General features: G+C 67.4%; 14 protein-coding genes. 7 read left to right on the forward strand and 7 right to left on the reverse strand.

Features of this window, described 5'->3' with window-relative positions; all coding sequences use genetic code 11:
- Positions 1 to 49: 49 nt before the first annotated feature.
- The gene (gene dnaB, locus ACNQR1_RS02555; protein WP_019345200.1) at positions 50 to 1435 is read left to right on the forward strand and encodes a replicative DNA helicase; all 1386 of its coding nucleotides are present in this window, start codon (positions 50 to 52) and stop codon (positions 1433 to 1435) included.
- 13 nt (positions 1436 to 1448) lie between these two features.
- Positions 1449 to 2174, forward strand: coding sequence for a Type 1 glutamine amidotransferase-like domain-containing protein (locus tag ACNQR1_RS02560; RefSeq protein WP_418043808.1), 726 nt, complete (start codon positions 1449 to 1451; stop codon positions 2172 to 2174).
- Between the two features lie 52 nt (positions 2175 to 2226).
- Here the strand turns inward: ACNQR1_RS02560 and ACNQR1_RS02565 are convergent, their stop codons facing one another.
- Both ACNQR1_RS02565 and ACNQR1_RS02570 read right to left on the reverse strand, forming a co-directional pair.
- Entirely contained in the window at positions 2227 to 2919 is a 693-nt protein-coding gene (locus tag ACNQR1_RS02565; protein WP_418043809.1) for a maleylpyruvate isomerase family mycothiol-dependent enzyme, read from the reverse strand.
- Positions 2912 to 4297 (reverse strand): NAD(P)/FAD-dependent oxidoreductase, encoded by a 1386-nt coding sequence (locus ACNQR1_RS02570; protein ID WP_418043810.1) that lies wholly within the window; start codon positions 4295 to 4297, stop codon positions 2912 to 2914. Before ACNQR1_RS02570 ends, ACNQR1_RS02565 begins: the two co-directional genes overlap by 8 nt.
- 138 nt (positions 4298 to 4435) lie before the next feature.
- Here ACNQR1_RS02570 and ACNQR1_RS02575 point away from each other — a divergent pair, with 138 nt between their 5' ends.
- Positions 4436 to 5203, forward strand: coding sequence for an SDR family oxidoreductase (locus tag ACNQR1_RS02575; protein ID WP_418050250.1), 768 nt, complete (start codon positions 4436 to 4438; stop codon positions 5201 to 5203).
- A 27-nt stretch (positions 5204 to 5230) separates the two neighbouring features.
- Here the strand turns inward: ACNQR1_RS02575 and ACNQR1_RS02580 are convergent, their stop codons facing one another.
- Entirely contained in the window at positions 5231 to 6121 is an 891-nt protein-coding gene (locus tag ACNQR1_RS02580) for a hypothetical protein (RefSeq protein WP_418043811.1), read from the reverse strand.
- A gap of 210 nt (positions 6122 to 6331) precedes the next feature.
- Between ACNQR1_RS02580 and ACNQR1_RS02585 the strand changes: the two genes are divergently transcribed.
- Positions 6332 to 7360, forward strand: coding sequence for a coiled-coil domain-containing protein (locus ACNQR1_RS02585; RefSeq protein WP_418050251.1), 1029 nt, complete (start codon positions 6332 to 6334; stop codon positions 7358 to 7360).
- A gap of 13 nt (positions 7361 to 7373) precedes the next feature.
- On the opposite strand, the gene ACNQR1_RS02590 is transcribed toward ACNQR1_RS02585, so the two are convergent.
- Positions 7374 to 8183 carry a DUF1906 domain-containing protein gene (locus ACNQR1_RS02590; RefSeq protein ID WP_418043812.1) on the reverse strand — a complete coding sequence of 270 codons (810 nt, stop codon included), beginning with the start codon at positions 8181 to 8183 and terminating at the stop codon, positions 7374 to 7376.
- A gap of 158 nt (positions 8184 to 8341) precedes the next feature.
- Between ACNQR1_RS02590 and ACNQR1_RS02595 the strand changes: the two genes are divergently transcribed.
- Positions 8342 to 9007 carry a hypothetical protein gene (locus tag ACNQR1_RS02595; RefSeq protein WP_418043813.1) on the forward strand — a complete coding sequence of 222 codons (666 nt, stop codon included), beginning with the start codon at positions 8342 to 8344 and terminating at the stop codon, positions 9005 to 9007.
- Complete coding sequence (locus ACNQR1_RS02600; protein WP_418043814.1) at positions 9004 to 10002, forward strand: hypothetical protein; 999 nt, start codon at positions 9004 to 9006, stop codon at positions 10000 to 10002. The genes ACNQR1_RS02595 and ACNQR1_RS02600 overlap by 4 nt, the downstream gene beginning before the upstream one ends.
- Before the next feature lie 24 nt (positions 10003 to 10026).
- On the opposite strand, the gene ACNQR1_RS02605 is transcribed toward ACNQR1_RS02600, so the two are convergent.
- Positions 10027 to 12174 carry a DNA gyrase subunit A gene (locus tag ACNQR1_RS02605; protein WP_418043815.1) on the reverse strand — a complete coding sequence of 716 codons (2148 nt, stop codon included), beginning with the start codon at positions 12172 to 12174 and terminating at the stop codon, positions 10027 to 10029.
- An 11-nt stretch (positions 12175 to 12185) separates the two neighbouring features.
- Complete coding sequence (locus ACNQR1_RS02610) at positions 12186 to 14219, reverse strand: toprim domain-containing protein (protein ID WP_418043816.1); 2034 nt, start codon at positions 14217 to 14219, stop codon at positions 12186 to 12188.
- Positions 14220 to 14369: 150 nt separating this feature from the next.
- Between ACNQR1_RS02610 and abc-f the strand changes: the two genes are divergently transcribed.
- Complete coding sequence (abc-f, locus tag ACNQR1_RS02615; protein WP_418043817.1) at positions 14370 to 16016, forward strand: ribosomal protection-like ABC-F family protein; 1647 nt, start codon at positions 14370 to 14372, stop codon at positions 16014 to 16016.
- Positions 16017 to 16027: 11 nt separating this feature from the next.
- Here the strand turns inward: abc-f and ACNQR1_RS02620 are convergent, their stop codons facing one another.
- Positions 16028 to 16591 carry a dihydrofolate reductase family protein gene (locus tag ACNQR1_RS02620; protein ID WP_418050252.1) on the reverse strand — a complete coding sequence of 188 codons (564 nt, stop codon included), beginning with the start codon at positions 16589 to 16591 and terminating at the stop codon, positions 16028 to 16030.
- Positions 16592 to 16625 lie beyond the last annotated feature (34 nt).

The following is a 16625-nucleotide window of genomic DNA, read 5'->3' on the forward strand; positions in this document are numbered from 1 at the left end:
AACGTTCGAGCCCGTCGTGAGGCGGGTCTCGGAAGGGGGTGGGGAGTCCGTGGCGGTGGTGGACGACCTGGGGCATCCGGATTCGGAGATGGATGGCCCTCCGCCTGGGGAGGACTTCGGCCGGCAGCCGCCTCAGGACATGGCGGCCGAGCAGGCAGTCCTCGGCGGCATGCTGTTGAGCAAGGATGCGATCGCCGACGTACTGGAGCGGTTGCGTCCCGGAGACTTCTATCGGCCGGCGCATCAGAACGTCTATGACGCGATCCTGGACCTCTACGGCCGGGGTGAACCCGCCGACGCCGTCACCGTCGCCGCCGAACTCGATCGCCGCGGACTGCTTCGTCGCATCGGCGGGGCGCCGTATCTGCACACGCTGATCTCCACCGTGCCCACTGCGGCCAACGCCGGTTTCTATGCCGGCATCGTGGCCGAGAAGGCGCTGCTGCGCCGGTTGGTGGAGGCGGGCACCCGGGTGGTCCAGTACGGCTACGCCGGCGCCGACGGTGCCGATGTCACCGACGTGGTGGACCGGGCGCAGGCCGAGATCTACGACGTGACCGAGCGGCGCGCGTCCGAGGACTTCGTCGCGCTCGAAGACCTGTTGCAGCCCACCATGGACGAGATCGACGCCATCGCTTCGCAGGGCGGCATCTCGCGCGGTGTGCCGACCGGGTTCACCGAATTCGACGAGATTACCAACGGCCTGCACCCAGGGCAGATGATCATCATCGCGGCTCGACCTGGCGTCGGGAAATCGACCCTGGGACTGGATTTCATGCGGTCCTGCTCCATCAAGCACCGGATGGCCAGCGTCATCTTCTCGCTGGAAATGAGCAAGTCCGAGATCGTCATGCGACTGCTCTCGGCCGAGGCGAAGATCAAACTGGCCGACATGCGTTCGGGCCGGATGAGCGACGACGACTGGACCAAGCTGGCCCGCCGGATGAGCGAGATCAGTGAGGCTCCGCTCTACATCGACGACTCTCCGAACCTGACCATGATGGAGATCCGGGCCAAGGGCCGGCGGCTGGCCCAGAAGGCGGATCTGAAGCTCGTGGTCGTCGATTACATGCAGCTGATGAGCTCGGGCAAGAAGTACGAGTCACGGCAGCAGGAGGTTTCGGACTTCTCCCGAAGCCTCAAACTGATGGCCAAAGAACTTGAAGTGCCGGTGATCGCGATCAGCCAGCTCAACCGTGGTCCCGAGCAGCGCACCGACAAGCGTCCGCAGGTCTCGGATCTTCGCGAATCCGGCTCGCTAGAACAGGATGCCGACATGGTGCTGCTGCTGCACCGCCCTGACGCGATCGACCGTGAAGACCCGCGTGGCGGTGAGGCCGACATCATCCTGGGTAAGCACCGAAACGGCCCGACGGCGAATATCACTGTGGCGCACCAGCTTCACTTCTCGCGATTCACGAATATGGCGCGCTAGGCATAGTCGCAGCATGCCTGCTGATACACCGACCATCTTGGCGACCAGTGGTGGAATCGGGGAGGGACAGCGCACCCGCTTCACGTTCACCGCACTGACCGATTTCGCTGTGGAGTTGTCCGGGGTGACCGGCCGGGCGCCACGCATCTGTCTGCTGGCTACGGCCATGGGTGATGACAAGGCCGTGTTGCATCATCTGACCGAGGCGGCGCAGAGCAGAGGGTTCGTCCCGTCGCATGTGGCGTTGTTCCCAATGCCCACGGTTGAGGACATCGCTGCTCATCTGCTGGAGCAGGACGTGGTGTGGGTGTTCGGCGGCAGTGTTGCCGGTCTGCTGGCGATGTGGCGCCTTCACGGTGTGGATGACGCCTTGCACGCGGCGTGGCAGGCCGGGGTGGTGCTGACCGGTATCTCGGCGGGATCGATCTGTTGGCACGCCGGCGGCACCACAGATTCGTTCGGACCTGACCTGCAACCAGTCACCAACGGCCTCGGGTTCGTTCCGTACGCCAATGGTGTGCACTACGACTCCGAGGACCAGCGCCGTCCTCTGCTGCACCGACTGGTCGGTGACGGGTCGCTACCGGACGCCTATGCCACCGATGACGGCGCCGGACTGCTGTACCGCGGTAGTGCGTTTGCCGAAGCAGTCGCCGAAAACCCCACTGCCGGGGCTTACTTCGTGCAGGCGCGAGATGGCGGCGTAACCGAGACGGCGCTCGACATCCGGCGGCTCTGACCACGCGAGCACACACCGTGCTGGGTGGCGGCGAGGCCATCGAGCTGGAGAACTACGGCGCGTTACCTCTCGTCCGCGGCAGCGGTTGGTCGTCGTCGCGCGGCCCGAAGAACCCGAAGCTCTCGACGACTTGCTGTCCGGGGGCGGGCATCCAGTTCCACGCGGCGATCTGCCGCCGAGAGCGCCGACTGAACATGGCACGAAAGAGCTCATAACCATCGGCGTCGAGCGTGAGCGCGGGTTGCTCTGACCCGCAGTGCCATTCGTTGCCTTGCTCATCGCGGAGGAGGGCCGAGGTGAGGGGCTTGAGCCGGTGGACCAGCAGCCGCATCATCACGGTCAGGAACGGCTGATGCCAGTGGGCACGGTCCACGGGGGGTAGGCCGAGTGCCTCGCTCAGGTCGGCCTCGTGACAGATGAGGTCGGCGGCGAGGTTGGGTCCGGTGAACTGCTGACCGGCCAGGTTCACCTCGACCACGGGGGCTACCCGCTCCCATTCGGCGAGCAGCGACTCGACCGAATCCTGTTGTCGCTCTGCGACGTGTCGCGCCGTCCAGCGGGCGCCGCCCGCGCCGTCGAGGCGACCCGATGCGCCGTCGGCCGCGCCACCGACCAGGTGCGCCAGCAGATCGTGCACGGTCCAGCCGGGTGTCGCCGGAACCGGTGTCAGCAGCTGAGTTTCGTCGAGACCCGCCGCGACGGCGGCGACGCGAAGACGGGCGTTGCGATATGACGTGTCAAGCATGGGCTTTCGTCCTCCAGAAGGGTCGGGTCACGGGCAATGGCAGCGCCTTCCGGAGGTGGTGGGCGGCGACGCGGGCGAGCATGCGGGGTTCGAGGAGTCGCTGGGGCGAGTCGACCATGTTCACGATCCGCACGAGGCGTTCGGTGATGACGATGTCGTCGGCGGCCTCGAGCACCTTGCGGCGACTCCACTGCAAGACACGGCGTCGGGCCCTGTCCTTCACCCCTCGGTCGGGTCGATGGCCAGGAGGCTGGTTGGCAGCCCATACCGGGGCGATGAGATGCGCCATCGACTGGTAAAACCGTTGTGGCTCAATGGTTCCACGGTCGCGGAGATGGGTGCGCAGCGCCGCGGCATGTAGCGCGGCCATGGTGATCCCTTGCCCGTGGATGGGGTCCAGGCAGCACAGCGCGTCGCCGATGACGAGCAGGCCGGCCGGGTGCCGGGTGCAGCGGTCATAGCGGTGCCAGGTGCCGCCGGGGTAGTGGTAGACCGCGACGTCCGACAGCGGTGTGGCCCGGCGAAGTGCGGGCTGAATATGCGACGGCACGAACTCCTCGGCGAGGGTGAGCATCTCGGCCAAGGTCGTGGGCGGTGCCGGGTGTTCGCCGGTGTGTGCCGCGATGGTCAACGTCCAGGTGTCGTTCTCACCGATGACCAGGCCTCCGCGGCCGGCACCACCGGACGGGATGACCAGGACAAGACGCTCAGGAAAGGTGTCCTGGTCCGGGATGGCGATCTGTTGGCTGTAGTACACGCCGCGCACCGTGAACGACCGCTGCGGTGGTCGCTCGTAGCCGAGCATCTCCAACAGTCGGGGCGTGCGTGTTGCGCGTCCGGTGGCGTCGACGACGAGATCTGTCTCGAGCCTCTGTGCCGCACCGGTCCGCCGGTCGTGGATGGTGACACCGGTGATGCGATCGGGCTGTGCGGCGACAAGTTCGCCGACGTCGTGACCATCTTTGACGATGACGTTGGGCAGGGCCGCGACCCTGCGGCGCAAGGCGCACTCGAGCAGCGGTCGTGTCACCAGGTAGTTGGCGAGCGCGGCCGGATCCGCGACCGGGTCGGTGCGGTTGAAGGCGTATGGGCCGTTCTGGATGTGCATGCGCGCACCCAGGCGGGCGTCGTCGAGAACGTGTCCGCCTGCGGCGATCACGTCGTCGATCACGCCCGGGACCAAATCCTCGATGGTGTGCCAGCCGCGCGACAGCAGGCTGTGCAGGTGAGGTCCCTGCGGTATGCCGCGGCGCTGAGAGGGTTTGTCCGGCAGGCGGTCTCGTTCGACGAGCGTCACGTCGTGGCCGGTATCGGCGAGTGCGGCCGCGGCCAGCAGGCCCGCCATGCCCGCGCCGAGGACAACGGATTGATCAGTCATGTCGTGCACGCCTCCCCTGCGTGTCGAACTGAGCGATGGCGCCGACGCTAGCACAAAATTAAGAAAAATAAGGTAAAAATAAGTAAACGCTAAGGCCGGAGGGTGGAGGAGAATTCGGTGAGCAGACAGGGCGCGGAGATGGATGTCGTCCCGGACATTGGGGCTTCCCGCGAGCATGAGCAGCGGAAACGGGTCGCCCTGATCACGGGTGCCTCGCGCGGAATCGGCGCCGAGGTGGCCCGCATGCTGGGTGCGGCCGGCCTCCATGTGTTGGTCAATTACCGTGAGAAGGCCGCGCGGGCGGACACCGTGGTTCACGCCATTCGTGCAGCCGGGGGACAGGCATCGGCTGTCGGTGCCGACGTTTGCGACGCGGCCGCGGTCAAGGCGCTGCTGGCCGATATCGATGGGCGATTCGGCGCGCTCGACGTGTTGGTACTCAACGCCTCCGGTGGTCTGGAGCGCGGAGCCGACCCGGGCTACGCCATGCGCCTCAACCGCGATGCGCAACTGCGTCTCGCGACGCTGGCACTTCCGCTCATGCCGTCAGGGGCACGAATCGTGTTTGTCACCAGTCATCAAGCGCATTTCTACCCCGCCAAGCCGGTGCCCGAGGGCTATGAACCGATCGCACTGAGTAAACGTGCCGGCGAAGACGCGTTGCTGGCTGCGAAACCCTCCCTGGCCGAACGTGGAATCGCGCTCAAGGTCGTGTCCGGCGACATGATCGACGGGACCATCATCGTCAGGTTGCTGCAACGGCGCGACCCCGCTGCCGTCGCTGCCCGGCGCGACCGGGCCGCGCTTCCCAGCGTCGAGGAGTTCGCCGCCGTTATCGCGCGGGCGGCAACGGATCCCGACCATCGCGACATGACCTATGTCGGTGGCGCGGACTACCTGATCTGAGCGAACTCCGTTGCGGACCAGAGGTTCTCAGATGTGCCCGCCGGGGAACATCGTCTTGACGGCCTGGGTGACGGTGTTGCGCGCAGAGGCGGCGTCGCCGGGTTCGAGGGAGCTGATCACCATCACGTAGCGCCGGTCGGGTCCGATCGCCCCGGTCGACACGTGCAACTGGTTGCCGCCGTTCCAGCAGCAGAACCAGCCCTGCTTGACCGCGACCGGCTCGGCGTACAGACCATCTGGTATGCCGAATCGCTGCGGGTAGCCGTCGGTGCCGGTGGGTGTGGATTGCGCGAGGTTGCCCATGATCACCCCGGCCTGTTCGGGGGGCAGCCCGCCACTGCCGTCGAGCAGCTTGTCGTAGTACCGCACGAGATCGGCTGCGGTGCTCTGCGTGACATCCCAGTGACCGTTGTAGGGCGCGGTGGTGCCCGACAACCCGTACCGCGCCACGATGCGTGAGATGACGGCGTTTCCTCCGCTGCGGTCCCAGAAGGTCTGGGCCGCACCGTCGTCGGACGAGCGCAACATGATGTCGAGTGACTTGCGGTCGGCAGCAGACAGTTTCGTCTCGCCTTTCGATTCCTGCAGCAGCAGGTCGTCGGCGATGAACAGCTTGACCACCGAGGCGATCGGGAAGGGTTGGCTGGCACCGTTGGAGACGACCTGGCCGGTGTCGCGGTCCAGCACGACGATCTCGATGTCGGCCCCGGACTTGGCCGCGTCGGCGGTGGCCTGCCGGGTGCGGGCGTCGAGCCCCTCCAGCGGCGCCACCGGGGCCTGCGGGTCGATGACCGGTGCCCGGGGAACGTTCTGAACTGACGGCATGCCCGAGGCCTGTGCCTCACACCCATTGACGAGCATCGCCACGCTGACGATCGCCAAGCTTGCCATCGCCGGCTTCGACAGCCGCCTCCGCATAAGTCCTCCAAATGATCCAGAGCCAGGGGAGTTGAGATGGACTCTGCGCCTGCCAGGGGGTCTCAGCCTAACCGGCAGGCCCCGACGATGCGGGTCATGCATCTGTCGGTCGCCGGGACTAGACATCGCCCATGTCAATTCGTAGCCTGTCCCAGACCTCCCCGGCCGGGCCGACATCGGTCCTTGCAGCGAAAGACCGTGACAATCCGTATGACCTGGTTGCGCCATTCACTTGGGCGAAGGGCGTGTGGTTCAGCGGTCGCGGTCCTGATGCTGGCGACCTCGGTGGGCGTTGCGGAGGCGGAGCCCGCAGCTGACGCGATGTCCAAGCTCGACGAGTTGTCCCGGCAGGCGGTGCAGACCCGGGCGGCCGTCACCACCGCCCAACGGGATGTCGACGCCAGGTTGGCCGCCCAGGCGGAGGCCGAGGACCGCCACCGCATCGATGTAGAGGCACTTGCGGTCGCGAACTCCCAGCTCCAGCCGTATCAGGCGGCGGTGAACCGGGTCGCTGCGATGACCTATACGAGTGGCGGGGATGGCCAGATGGCGGCGGTGCTGACCGCGGCCTCGCCGCGACACCTGATCGACAAGCTGTCGCTGCAGCGGGTGGTGACAGCCAAGGCGGCCGACGACATGAAGGCCTTCCGGTCGACGCGTGAACGCGCCGCCGCCGCGGCAGAGGCCTCGCAGAGATCAGCTGCCGAGGCCCGCGCCGCGGCCGAGCGAGCCTCCACCGTGCGCGCCGACCTGCAGGCCAAATGGAGTGAACTCCAGCGTCAGATCGCCGCCGCAGAGGCGCAATACGGGTCGTTGTCGCCGCAGCAGCAAGCGGTGATCGACAGTGCGGGCCCGCTTCCGGCAGCCGTCCCCGCAGACATCCCGGAGGGGTTGCCCGTCGGGGTCGCTTCCGAGGCCGGACTGCAGCCCAACACCATCCTGGCCGCCCGGGCCGTCAGTGCACGGTTTCCCCAGATTTCCGACATCGACGGCGTCCGGCCGGACTCGAAGCCATGGCACCCCAGTGGTCTGGCCATCGACATCATGATTCCCAATCCAGGGAGCCCCGAAGGCATCGCACTCGGAGACGAGATTCTCGCGTTCGCGATGAGCAACGCGGCCCGATTCGGGCTACAGGATGTGATCTGGCGGGGTACCTACTACACGCCATCGGGTCCGCAGTCCTCGGGTTACGGCCACTACGACCACGTGCACATCACCACGACGCCGAGTCACTGAGTGGTTCGCACCCTCACGGGTGCATGTTCCACTGGCCGCAATCCTGGGCCAGGACGTCGTTGACGTCGACACGCAGACCGCCGACCACCGGTCCGGGATTCGAGGCGGTGTCGATGATGCGCTGGTACAGAACTGCGGCGGGATGGACCTGCCCGCCTGACCAAGACCGGGTCTGCCACGCCCACGCGCGGCCGGGCGTGCTCGATCTCCCGATGACACCATCGGCGATCGCCCACTGGCACGGGTTGATCCCCGCGTAGATGCCGGTGCGCTGCACTCCGATCACGGAGTTGATCCCGCGAAACCACGGCAGAGCGACGGTGTTCCAGGTGTTGCGGTCGATATCGTCGTCGACGCTGAAGAAGATCGGTGCGCTCTGGCCGCCCCCCGCGGCGGTATGCAGTTGCCAGGCGGTGCGTGCATCGGCGACGCCGCCGGGGTAGCCGCGCGTGAAGTCCGACGGCGCGGTGCCCCCGGGCTTCCCGTACTGGAAGTTGCTGACGATCACCAGCCCGGCGGCGGTGAGCTGCCGAGCGTAGGGCAGGGTGATCGGCTTGGCCCCGAAGGACGAGCCGGGACGCGACGTCGAGACGTAGTTGATCACGCCGGAGTGGCCCGCGGCCCGGATGTCGTGCGCCGGGATCTGGCGCATGGCGAAGTCGATGAGTGTCGGAGCGGCGGCCGATGCTGTGGGCGTGCCGAGGCCTGCTGCTGCCACACCCAGCCCGGCGAGCGCCGACACCGCGGTGGCGTAGCGCAGCGCGTCGCGCCGGGAAACCGGGCCTGAGCGGCGCAGGCCGCTGCTCCCAGGCGAGTCCTGCATTGCGTGATGTTAACAAAGTGGCCAATGTTAATAATGTGACCACGCCGGGGAGACGATTGGCGTCATCCGATCCAGTCGTCGACGCCGACGTTGCCCAGGCAAATTTCGGGTAGTGCACTACGCACGTCGCTGCGGTGGATCCGGCGCACCATCAAGCCATGCCATCACGCAGGACAGCGGGTATTGCCGCCGCCGTGTTGTGTCTCCTGCTGCCGACGGGTTGCGCCAAGCAAGACGAGCAGCCAGAGCTTGGGGCCGAGCGCTCAACCACCGCGGGGGCGAATACCCCGACAACGGACAAGGGGCCCACCGATGAGTGGCCCGAGCAGGGCGCCAAAGGCGCCCCGAATGGTCAGGGTCAGGGTGAGGCCAAGGGCGGCCCGATCGGTGACGGATCCAAGACGGGCACCGCGCTCGCCTCGCCGATCACGATTCCCGCGATCCAACAGCAGGGCCAGCCGGTCGACGACGACGTGCGATATCCCGGTGGAGTGATCGGCTTCGTGGAGGAGCTCATCCGGAATCAGTGTGCTGACGGCACGTTGTGCGGCTTCACCGTGACCGCGGTTCGTCACGAGCCTGATACCCCGCCGGAGGCGTCCGCTGAGCGCGACTACTGCGCCTACACCCAGGGCGAGGAACAGAAGGAATCCGTCACCTACACCGAGCCGGCAACCATCGCGCTCAACTGCGTGTGGCACTACAAGGAACCCGACGATTCCAGCCCGGTTCCGGATCCCGACACCCCGCCAACCTCGGCGGATCCCGGAACACCCGAAGCAAGCCCGACGGCCACTACACCCGCCGGCGGGGATGCCGAATGACCGAAGTCGAAGCGGAGGCGAACGGTCAGGCCGCCTCGACGGCGACCGGTCAGGGTTCGGTGCCAACCCGCGAGCCGGCAGACGCGGGTGCACCGTCCGCCCTTCCGCGGCTGGCTCGCTTGGTGGGTGCGGCCGTGGCGCCGACCACGGCGGTCACTGCGCTGCTGTTCTACTTCGGGTGGTCTCACGCGTACTACTTCTTCGAGTACTTCGGCGTGCATTCGACGACATTGGGCCTGACCACGTCGGACTATCTGATGCGCAGCCAGGACGGATTGTTCGTGCCTGCGGTGGTGCTGGCCATCGCGGGGCTGATCGCCTTTCGCGTGCATCATTTGCTGCGCAAGCGGATCGAAGCAGACCCGGCCAATACGCGTTGGCGGCGGGCCAGCTGGGTCGTCACCGCGATCGGCGCGGCCGCAGCGGCCGCGGGGGCCTTGAGCATCGTCATCGAAACCCCCTTGGACCAGCGAGTTGCCGCGGCGCCGCTGACCCTGGCCATCGGCGTCCTACTGCTCGCCTACACCGCGTATGTACGCCGGAGTCTTCTGACGCGTGCGGACGCCGACAGTCCGCACGGACTCGCCCTGGCCGAGTGGGCGACGATCTTCGTGCTGGTCGGGCTCAGCATGTTCTGGGCGGCCAACGACTATTCCGCAGCGGTCGGGCGATCTCGTGCGGCCCAGTTCGTGGCCGAACTCCCGACGTATCCGAGCACCATCGTGTACAGCGAGAAAAGCCTGAACATCGCCGCACCGGGGGTCAGGCAGATCCATTGCCCGGCAAGCGACGCGGCGTACGGCTACCGATACGACGGGCTGAAGTTGATGCTGCAGTCCGGCAATCAGCTGGTCCTTATCCCGACGGAGTGGACTCGCCGTGATGGCGTCGCGGTGGTGCTCCCGCGGTCAGGGGCGATCCGGCTTCAGTTCGTTCCCACCGCAGGACTGGGCGGGGCCGGCGCCGATGAGAAGTTTGCGTGCAGTCCCGCGTGATGCAACCTGCCGGCTTGCGTGCGTCTAGCCGGCAGGCGTCACGTCGGCGCCGCCCGCGCCCTTGACCGAGGCCTTTGCGCGATTCTCCGCACGTACCGCCCTCTTGCCCCGCACGAATCCGGTCGGGGAGATCGACGCCGACAACAAGGCGTTCTCGCCGTTGACGAACGGGTGGAACCCGACGCCGGCTCCGCCGCGGCCCTTGACCGGGATGTCGGCGACTTCGGTGACCTTCCAACCCTTTTCGGAGATCGACAGGATCGCCTCGCCGTTTTCACACGTGACAGGCAGCGCGGCGATCACGGCGTCTTCCGGGTCGCCGGCCACCAGCTTCACCCCGGCCACACCGTTACCGGCCGCGCCCTGCGGATTCACCGCGGCGGGGTCGATCCGCAGGATCTTGCCGCGTCGCGTCACCAAGGCCAGGTGGTAGCCGTCGGCAAGCACGCCCGAGCGGAGCAGCCCGGTGATGTCCGGCGCGACGGGGATGTCACGGATCTTGAACGGCAGGCCGTTGCCGGTGGTGAACTTCACCCGTCCGTCGGTCCACACCGCCCACCCGAGGCCTGAGGTGAGCAGGTCGCCATGGCTGTCGGAGAACACCCCGCGGTCGTCGAGGCGCCATGCGGCGTTGACCTTGCGCTCGCGCGGCCCGTCCTCGTCGGAGCCCGAGGTCACCGGGGTGGCCTCGGCGTCCAGCACGGTACGGCGGTCGAACTCGGGGCCCTTGAACAGTTTGGCGGTCTCGACCAGTTCCTTGTCGATCACGTTGCGGCGGGCGTCCGGGTTGGACACCAGTTCGGTCAGCTCGGCGAACTCGGCGTCCAGTTTGTCGGCCTCGGCTTGCAGCTCGATCACGTCGAGCTTGGTCAGTCGCCGAAGCTGCAGTGCCAGAACATAATTGGCCTGCTCTTCGTCGATCTTGAACCGTTCCTGCAGACCCTGGCGGGCGTCGTCGACGGTGTCGGACGCCCGAATGATCGCGACGGCGGTATCGATGTCGAGATGGATCTTCATCAGGCCGGCCACGAGATGGCGACGGGCGGTGACCTTCTCCAGCCGGTACTCGCTGCGGTGCAGCACCACCGAGTCACGCAGGTGCAGGAACGCGCCGATCAGCTCGCGTACGTTCCACCAGCGCGGCACCCGGTCCTCGTCGAGCGCGACCAGGCTGGCGGCGAACGTCGACTCCAGCGGGGTCAGCGCCAGCAGCTGGTCACGGATGGTCTCGGCACTGTGGCCGCGCTTGGCGGTGACGACGATCCGCAGCCCGTTGCGGCGATCGGTCAGGTCCGACATGTCGGCCACACCCGACAGTTCACCCGATTCGACCAGCGCCCGGATCCGGTCCTGCACAGTGTTACTCGCGACACCGGGCGGAAGCTCGGTGATGACGCAGTTCTTGCCGTCGACGGACACCGTGCCGCGCACGGTGAGCTGGCCGCGCCCGGTGGTGATGTACTCCCGCAGTCCGGCGGTGCCGACCACCGTCGACCCGCAACCCCAGTCGGGGCCGGGGATGAGCTTCACCAGCCTGTCGTCGGTCATGTTCGGGGTCTTCAGCAGCGCCCGGCAGGCGGCCATCACCTCGCGCGGGTTGTGCGCGGGCACCTTGGTGGCCCAGCCTTCGGCGATGCCGACCGCGCCGTTGCACAGCAGCACCGGCCACTGGGCCGGCAGCATCGTCGGCTCGGTCCATTCGCCGTCGAAGGTCTGGACCATCGGCACGGCGTGATCGTCGAGCTCGGCGGTCAGCGCCGCACCCGGTGCGGACAGCCGCATCTCCGTGTAGCGGTCGGCGGCGGGGATGTCGCCCTGAATGCGCGGGAAAGCGCCCTGTCCGTCGATGACTTTCACGCGCTGGAACTCGGCGGCCATCAACGCCGCGGCGCCGTACATCGACGCACCGCCGTGCGGGTGCAGGTTGCCGGTGACCGCGGAACAGATCTTGGAGGACTTCTGCGGCTTGTTTCCGGGGAGCAGTTTCGAGTCGTGCATCTGGTAGAGCAGCCGGCGCTGGCCCGGCTTGAGTCCGTCGAACGCCGACGGGATCGCGCGGTCGCTGACGCTGTAGAGCGCGAACGTCAGCTGGTAGTGATTCCAGTAGTCGTCGGCGCTCTGGTCGAGCACCAGGTCTTGGTTCTGCTCAGGAACGTCCAGGGTGGCGGTCACGGTACTTCCTCCTAGGTGAGGTCCAGCGCGGAGGTGTCGACACGGGAGGCAACATCGGCCATCCACGTGCGCCTACCCTCCGGCGGACCGCCGAACAGTGTGTGGTGCAGCTTCTTCTCGCCGTCATCGAGATGAACTCGAATCACCGTGCGGCGCTGTGGATCCAGCACGGTGTTCCAGAAGTCGTCGGCGTCCATCTCGCCGAGACCCTTGTTCCGCTGCACCTCCACCTTCCGCTTGGAGGTGGCCTTCAACTGGGCCACGGCGGTGTCGCGTTCGGATTCGTCCTGGCAGTAGATCCGTTGCGTGCCGTCCTTGACCACGAACAGTGGCGGCAGCGTCACGTAGACCATCCCGGCCTCGACGAGTGGCCGGTAGAAGTCGAGGAACATCGAGATCAGGCTGGAGTTGATGTTGCCGCCGTCGGGGTCGGCGTCGGAGGCGAACAGGATCCGGTCATACCGGCACAGTTCGGGGTCACAGCTGTCACGGATCCCGCAGCCCAGGATGCGCTCGATCGAGTCGAACTCGTCTTTGGCCCGCGCCTTGCTCAGGGCAAAGCCGTACACGTTGGGCGGCTTGCCTTTCAGCGGGAAGGCCGCCTGGAAGGTGGCGTCGCGGGCTGCCTTGATCGTGCCCAGCGCCGAGTCACCCTCGCACAGGAACAACTCGGCACCCGACCCACGCCCGGTTTCCCGGCTGGGCAGCAGCTTCGGTGGCAGCGACAGATTCGTGCCGAGCCCTTTGGCTTTGGACGCGGCACGCGATCGGGCCTTGGCCCCTTCGGCGCTGCGCCGGGCCCGGGCGGCCTCCAGAGCCAGCTTCGTCCACAGCGTGACCGCGTCGCCGTTGGCCGGGTTCGCCGCCCAGATGGTGACGCTGCGCGCCACATCGGGAGCCATCGCGACGTTCAGTGATCGTGATGACACCGCGGTCTTGGCTTGGGAGTCCCAGGCCACATCGGGTGCGCGGGTGTCCACGGCCAGCGCGGTGACGGCGGCGAAATCCTGTGCCTCCGGCCCGTCCTCGCCCTTGGCCAGACCGAGGTCGCGAATCCGGGACGCGCGGTCGGCCAAGGCCTCGGAGAGTCCTTTCACCGCGGCGGTCAGGTGAGATCCGCCGTTCGGGGTGCGCACGGTGTTGCAGAACGCGGCCACCGTCGTCGGCTCGGCCGGCCCGGCGGTCAACGACCAGCGGAACGGGGTGGGCCCGCGTCCGGTGGAGTACTCCCCGCGGCCTTCCACCACGGCGCGCACGCCGGGCAGGGGCGTGCCCGCGGCGGTGCACATCAGGTCCAGCAGGGTGTCGGTGCCCCAGGGGCCGCTGAACGGCTCGAGTAACGCGGGCGGGACCTCCTCGCCCGGCCAGCCCTCGTCGACGACGATCAGGTGCACCCCGGGCGACATCCGCGATGCGGCGTGCGCCCGCAGCAGCACCTCCCCGACATCCAGGCTGGAATCGGGCACGACGGCCGGGTCGAACAGGATCCGCACCGTCGTGCCGTGCGCATCGGGCTTGCGGTTGCCTGCGCCGCGCAGTTTCTGCGTGTCGGCACGGGTGAACTCCGCGTCCGGGTCGAATTCCTTGCCTTCGAACGTGCCGGGGTACCCGTGGCCGAAACTCTGCAGATAGGTCTTGCCGGCGCGGCGCACCGTGACGTCGGTGCGGGCGGAGATGAACACCGCTGCCGCGGCGCCGATCCCGTTCAATCCGGCACCCGTGCTGGTCGCGTCGCTGTGGGCGGAGAACTTGCCGCCGGCCCGAGCGGTGCCAAGTGTCTTGACGATGCCGTTCTTCCCGGTCACCGGGTCGGAGTCGACGGGCAGGCCGCGCCCGTCGTCGGCGACGCTGACCGATCCGTCGCCGTGCAGGGTGATGGTCACGGTGGACCCGCCGTGGCCGGGATCGGCGACCTCTTCGATCGCGTTGTCCACCAACTCGCGCAACGCGGTGTTGAGCACGTCGAGGCCCAGGTTCACCGCAGGCCGCAGGCGCGTGTGCTGGACATCATCGAGTTCGGTGATGTCTGCGGCGTTGTAACTCACTGCTGGTCCTTTCCACCAACCACTCCGGATCCCGCGGGTGGCGTAAGCATTCTGCCTTGGTCGGCCGACGCTCTGTCTCACCGCCGCGGCTGAAACAGCGCTCAACCTGGCGATGCAGGCTGACATTCCGGCAAATGCGACGATGAGGCCATGACCGCAACGCTTGTCGCGAAGAATGTGGCAGGCGGATTCGCCCACCGCACGCTGTTCGAGGAGCTGGACCTGACCGTGGCACCCGGCGACGTCGTCGGGGTCGTGGGGGTCAACGGTGCGGGCAAGAGCACACTACTGCGCATCCTTGCCGGAGATCTCAATCCGCTCGAAGGTGTGGTCAATCTCGCTCCGGCCGACGGGTTCGTCGGTTGGCTGCCGCAGGAGCACGAGCGGGTGCCGGGGGAGACCGTCGCGGCCTACATCGCGCGGCGCACAGGATGCACTGCAGCGACGCTGGCAATGGAAGCCGCAGCCGAAGCCCTGGCGGATCCCGGAGCAGACGCCGACGCCTACTCCGCGGCGCTGGACCACTGGCTCGCCACCGGCGCCGCCGACCTCGATGAACGGTTGCCCGGGGTGCTGGCCGACCTGGGGTTCGATGTCGACGCGATGCGGCCGGAGTCGACCCTGATGACCGCCTTGTCGGGCGGGCAGGCGGCGCGAGTCGGACTCGCGGCGCTGATGCTGTCGCGGTTCGACATAGTCCTGCTCGATGAGCCGACCAACGATCTGGACCTCGACGGACTGGCCCGGCTGGAGGACTTCGTCCGGGACCTCCGCGGCGGAGTGGTGCTGGTGAGCCACGATCGGGAGTTCCTGTCCCGCACCGTGACCCGCGTCCTGGAGCTGGATCTGGCGCAGAACAGGACCACTGTCTACGGCGGTGGGTACGAAAGCTATCTGGAGGAACGCGAAGTCGCCCGCCGGCACCGCCGCGAGGAATACGACGAGTTCGCGGAGAAGAAGGCCGATCTGGTGGCGCGGGCCCGTACCCAGCGGGAGTGGTCGAGCCAGGGTGTGCGCAACGCGATGCGCAAGGCGCCCGACAACGACAAGAACCGGCGCCGGGCCCAAACCGAGTCCAGTGAGAAGCAGGCGCAGAAGGTTCGGCAGATGGAGAGCCGGATCGCCCGCCTGGAGGAGGTCGAGGAGCCTCGTAAGGAGTGGACACTCCAGTTCAGCATCGGGGCCGCGCCCCGGTCGAGTTCGGTGGTGGCGACCCTCGACAATGCTGTTGTGCGGCAGGGCGATTTCGTCCTGGGGCCGGTGTCACTGCAGGTGAACGCGGGCGAGCGGATCGGCATCACGGGCCCCAACGGGGCCGGCAAGTCGACGCTGCTGCGGCTGCTGCTGGGCCGCCGGCAACCTGACGACGGACGGGCGGGCATGGGTGCGAACGTCGCCATCGGCGAAATCGACCAGGTCCGTTCTGATTTCACCGGACGGGACCGGCTCGTCGATCGGTTCGAGCGCCGCGTGCCGGAGTGGTCGACGGCCGACGTGCGGACTCTTCTCGCGAAGTTCGGGCTCAAGGCCGACCACGTGGAGCGTGTGGTCGACGATCTCTCGCCCGGTGAGCGCACCCGCGCCGGCCTTGCGCTGCTGCAGGCGTGTGGGACGAACGTGCTGGTGCTCGACGAGCCGACCAACCATCTCGATCTGCCCGCCATCGAGCAGCTGGAGCAGGCGCTCGAAAGCTATGACGGTGCCCTGCTTCTGGTGACGCACGATCGCCGCATGCTGCAGAACGTCCGGCTGGATCGTTCGTGGTCGGTCGACCACGGGCAGGTGGCGGAGCTGTAGTCGGCGAGGCTTCAGCTCGTCTCGTACCTGGCCAGCACCACGCCGCCGGGAAACGTCCGCGTCTCCACCAGGTTCAGGTCCACTGAGCTGTCCATCGCGGTGAAGAACGGCGTACCGCCGCCGGTCAGGACCGGGTAGGTCGCCATCACGTACTCGTCGATCAGCCCCGCCCGCATGACCGCCCCGGCCAGCGTCGCCCCGCCGATGGTCATCGGGCCGCCGTCCTCGGCCTTGAGCCGGGTGATCTCGGCAATCGGGTCGCCGGTGACCAGTCGGGCGTTCCAGTCGACCTTCTCGATCGTCGAGGAGAACACCACCTTCGGTGTGTCCCGCCAGTTGCGGGCGAACTCGATCTCCGCCGGTGTCGCGCCGGGCTGCTGATCGCCGGTCGGCCAGTAGGCGCTCATCGTCTCCCACAGCTTGCGCCCGTACAGCGCCACGCTGCTCTCCAGGTCATGGTCCAGCCACCACTGGAACAGCTCGTCGCTCGGCGGCCCGCCCCAGCCGATGTTGTCGCCGGGGGCGGCGATGTAGCCGTCAAGGGTCACGTTCATGCCGTAGATCAGCTTCCGCATCGCGGCGTCCTCCCGTAGTCGATGGTCGTCGTAC

It is taken from the genome of Mycobacterium sp. 48b (assembly GCF_048282725.1).
Taxonomy (GTDB): Bacteria; Actinomycetota; Actinomycetes; order Mycobacteriales; family Mycobacteriaceae; genus Mycobacterium.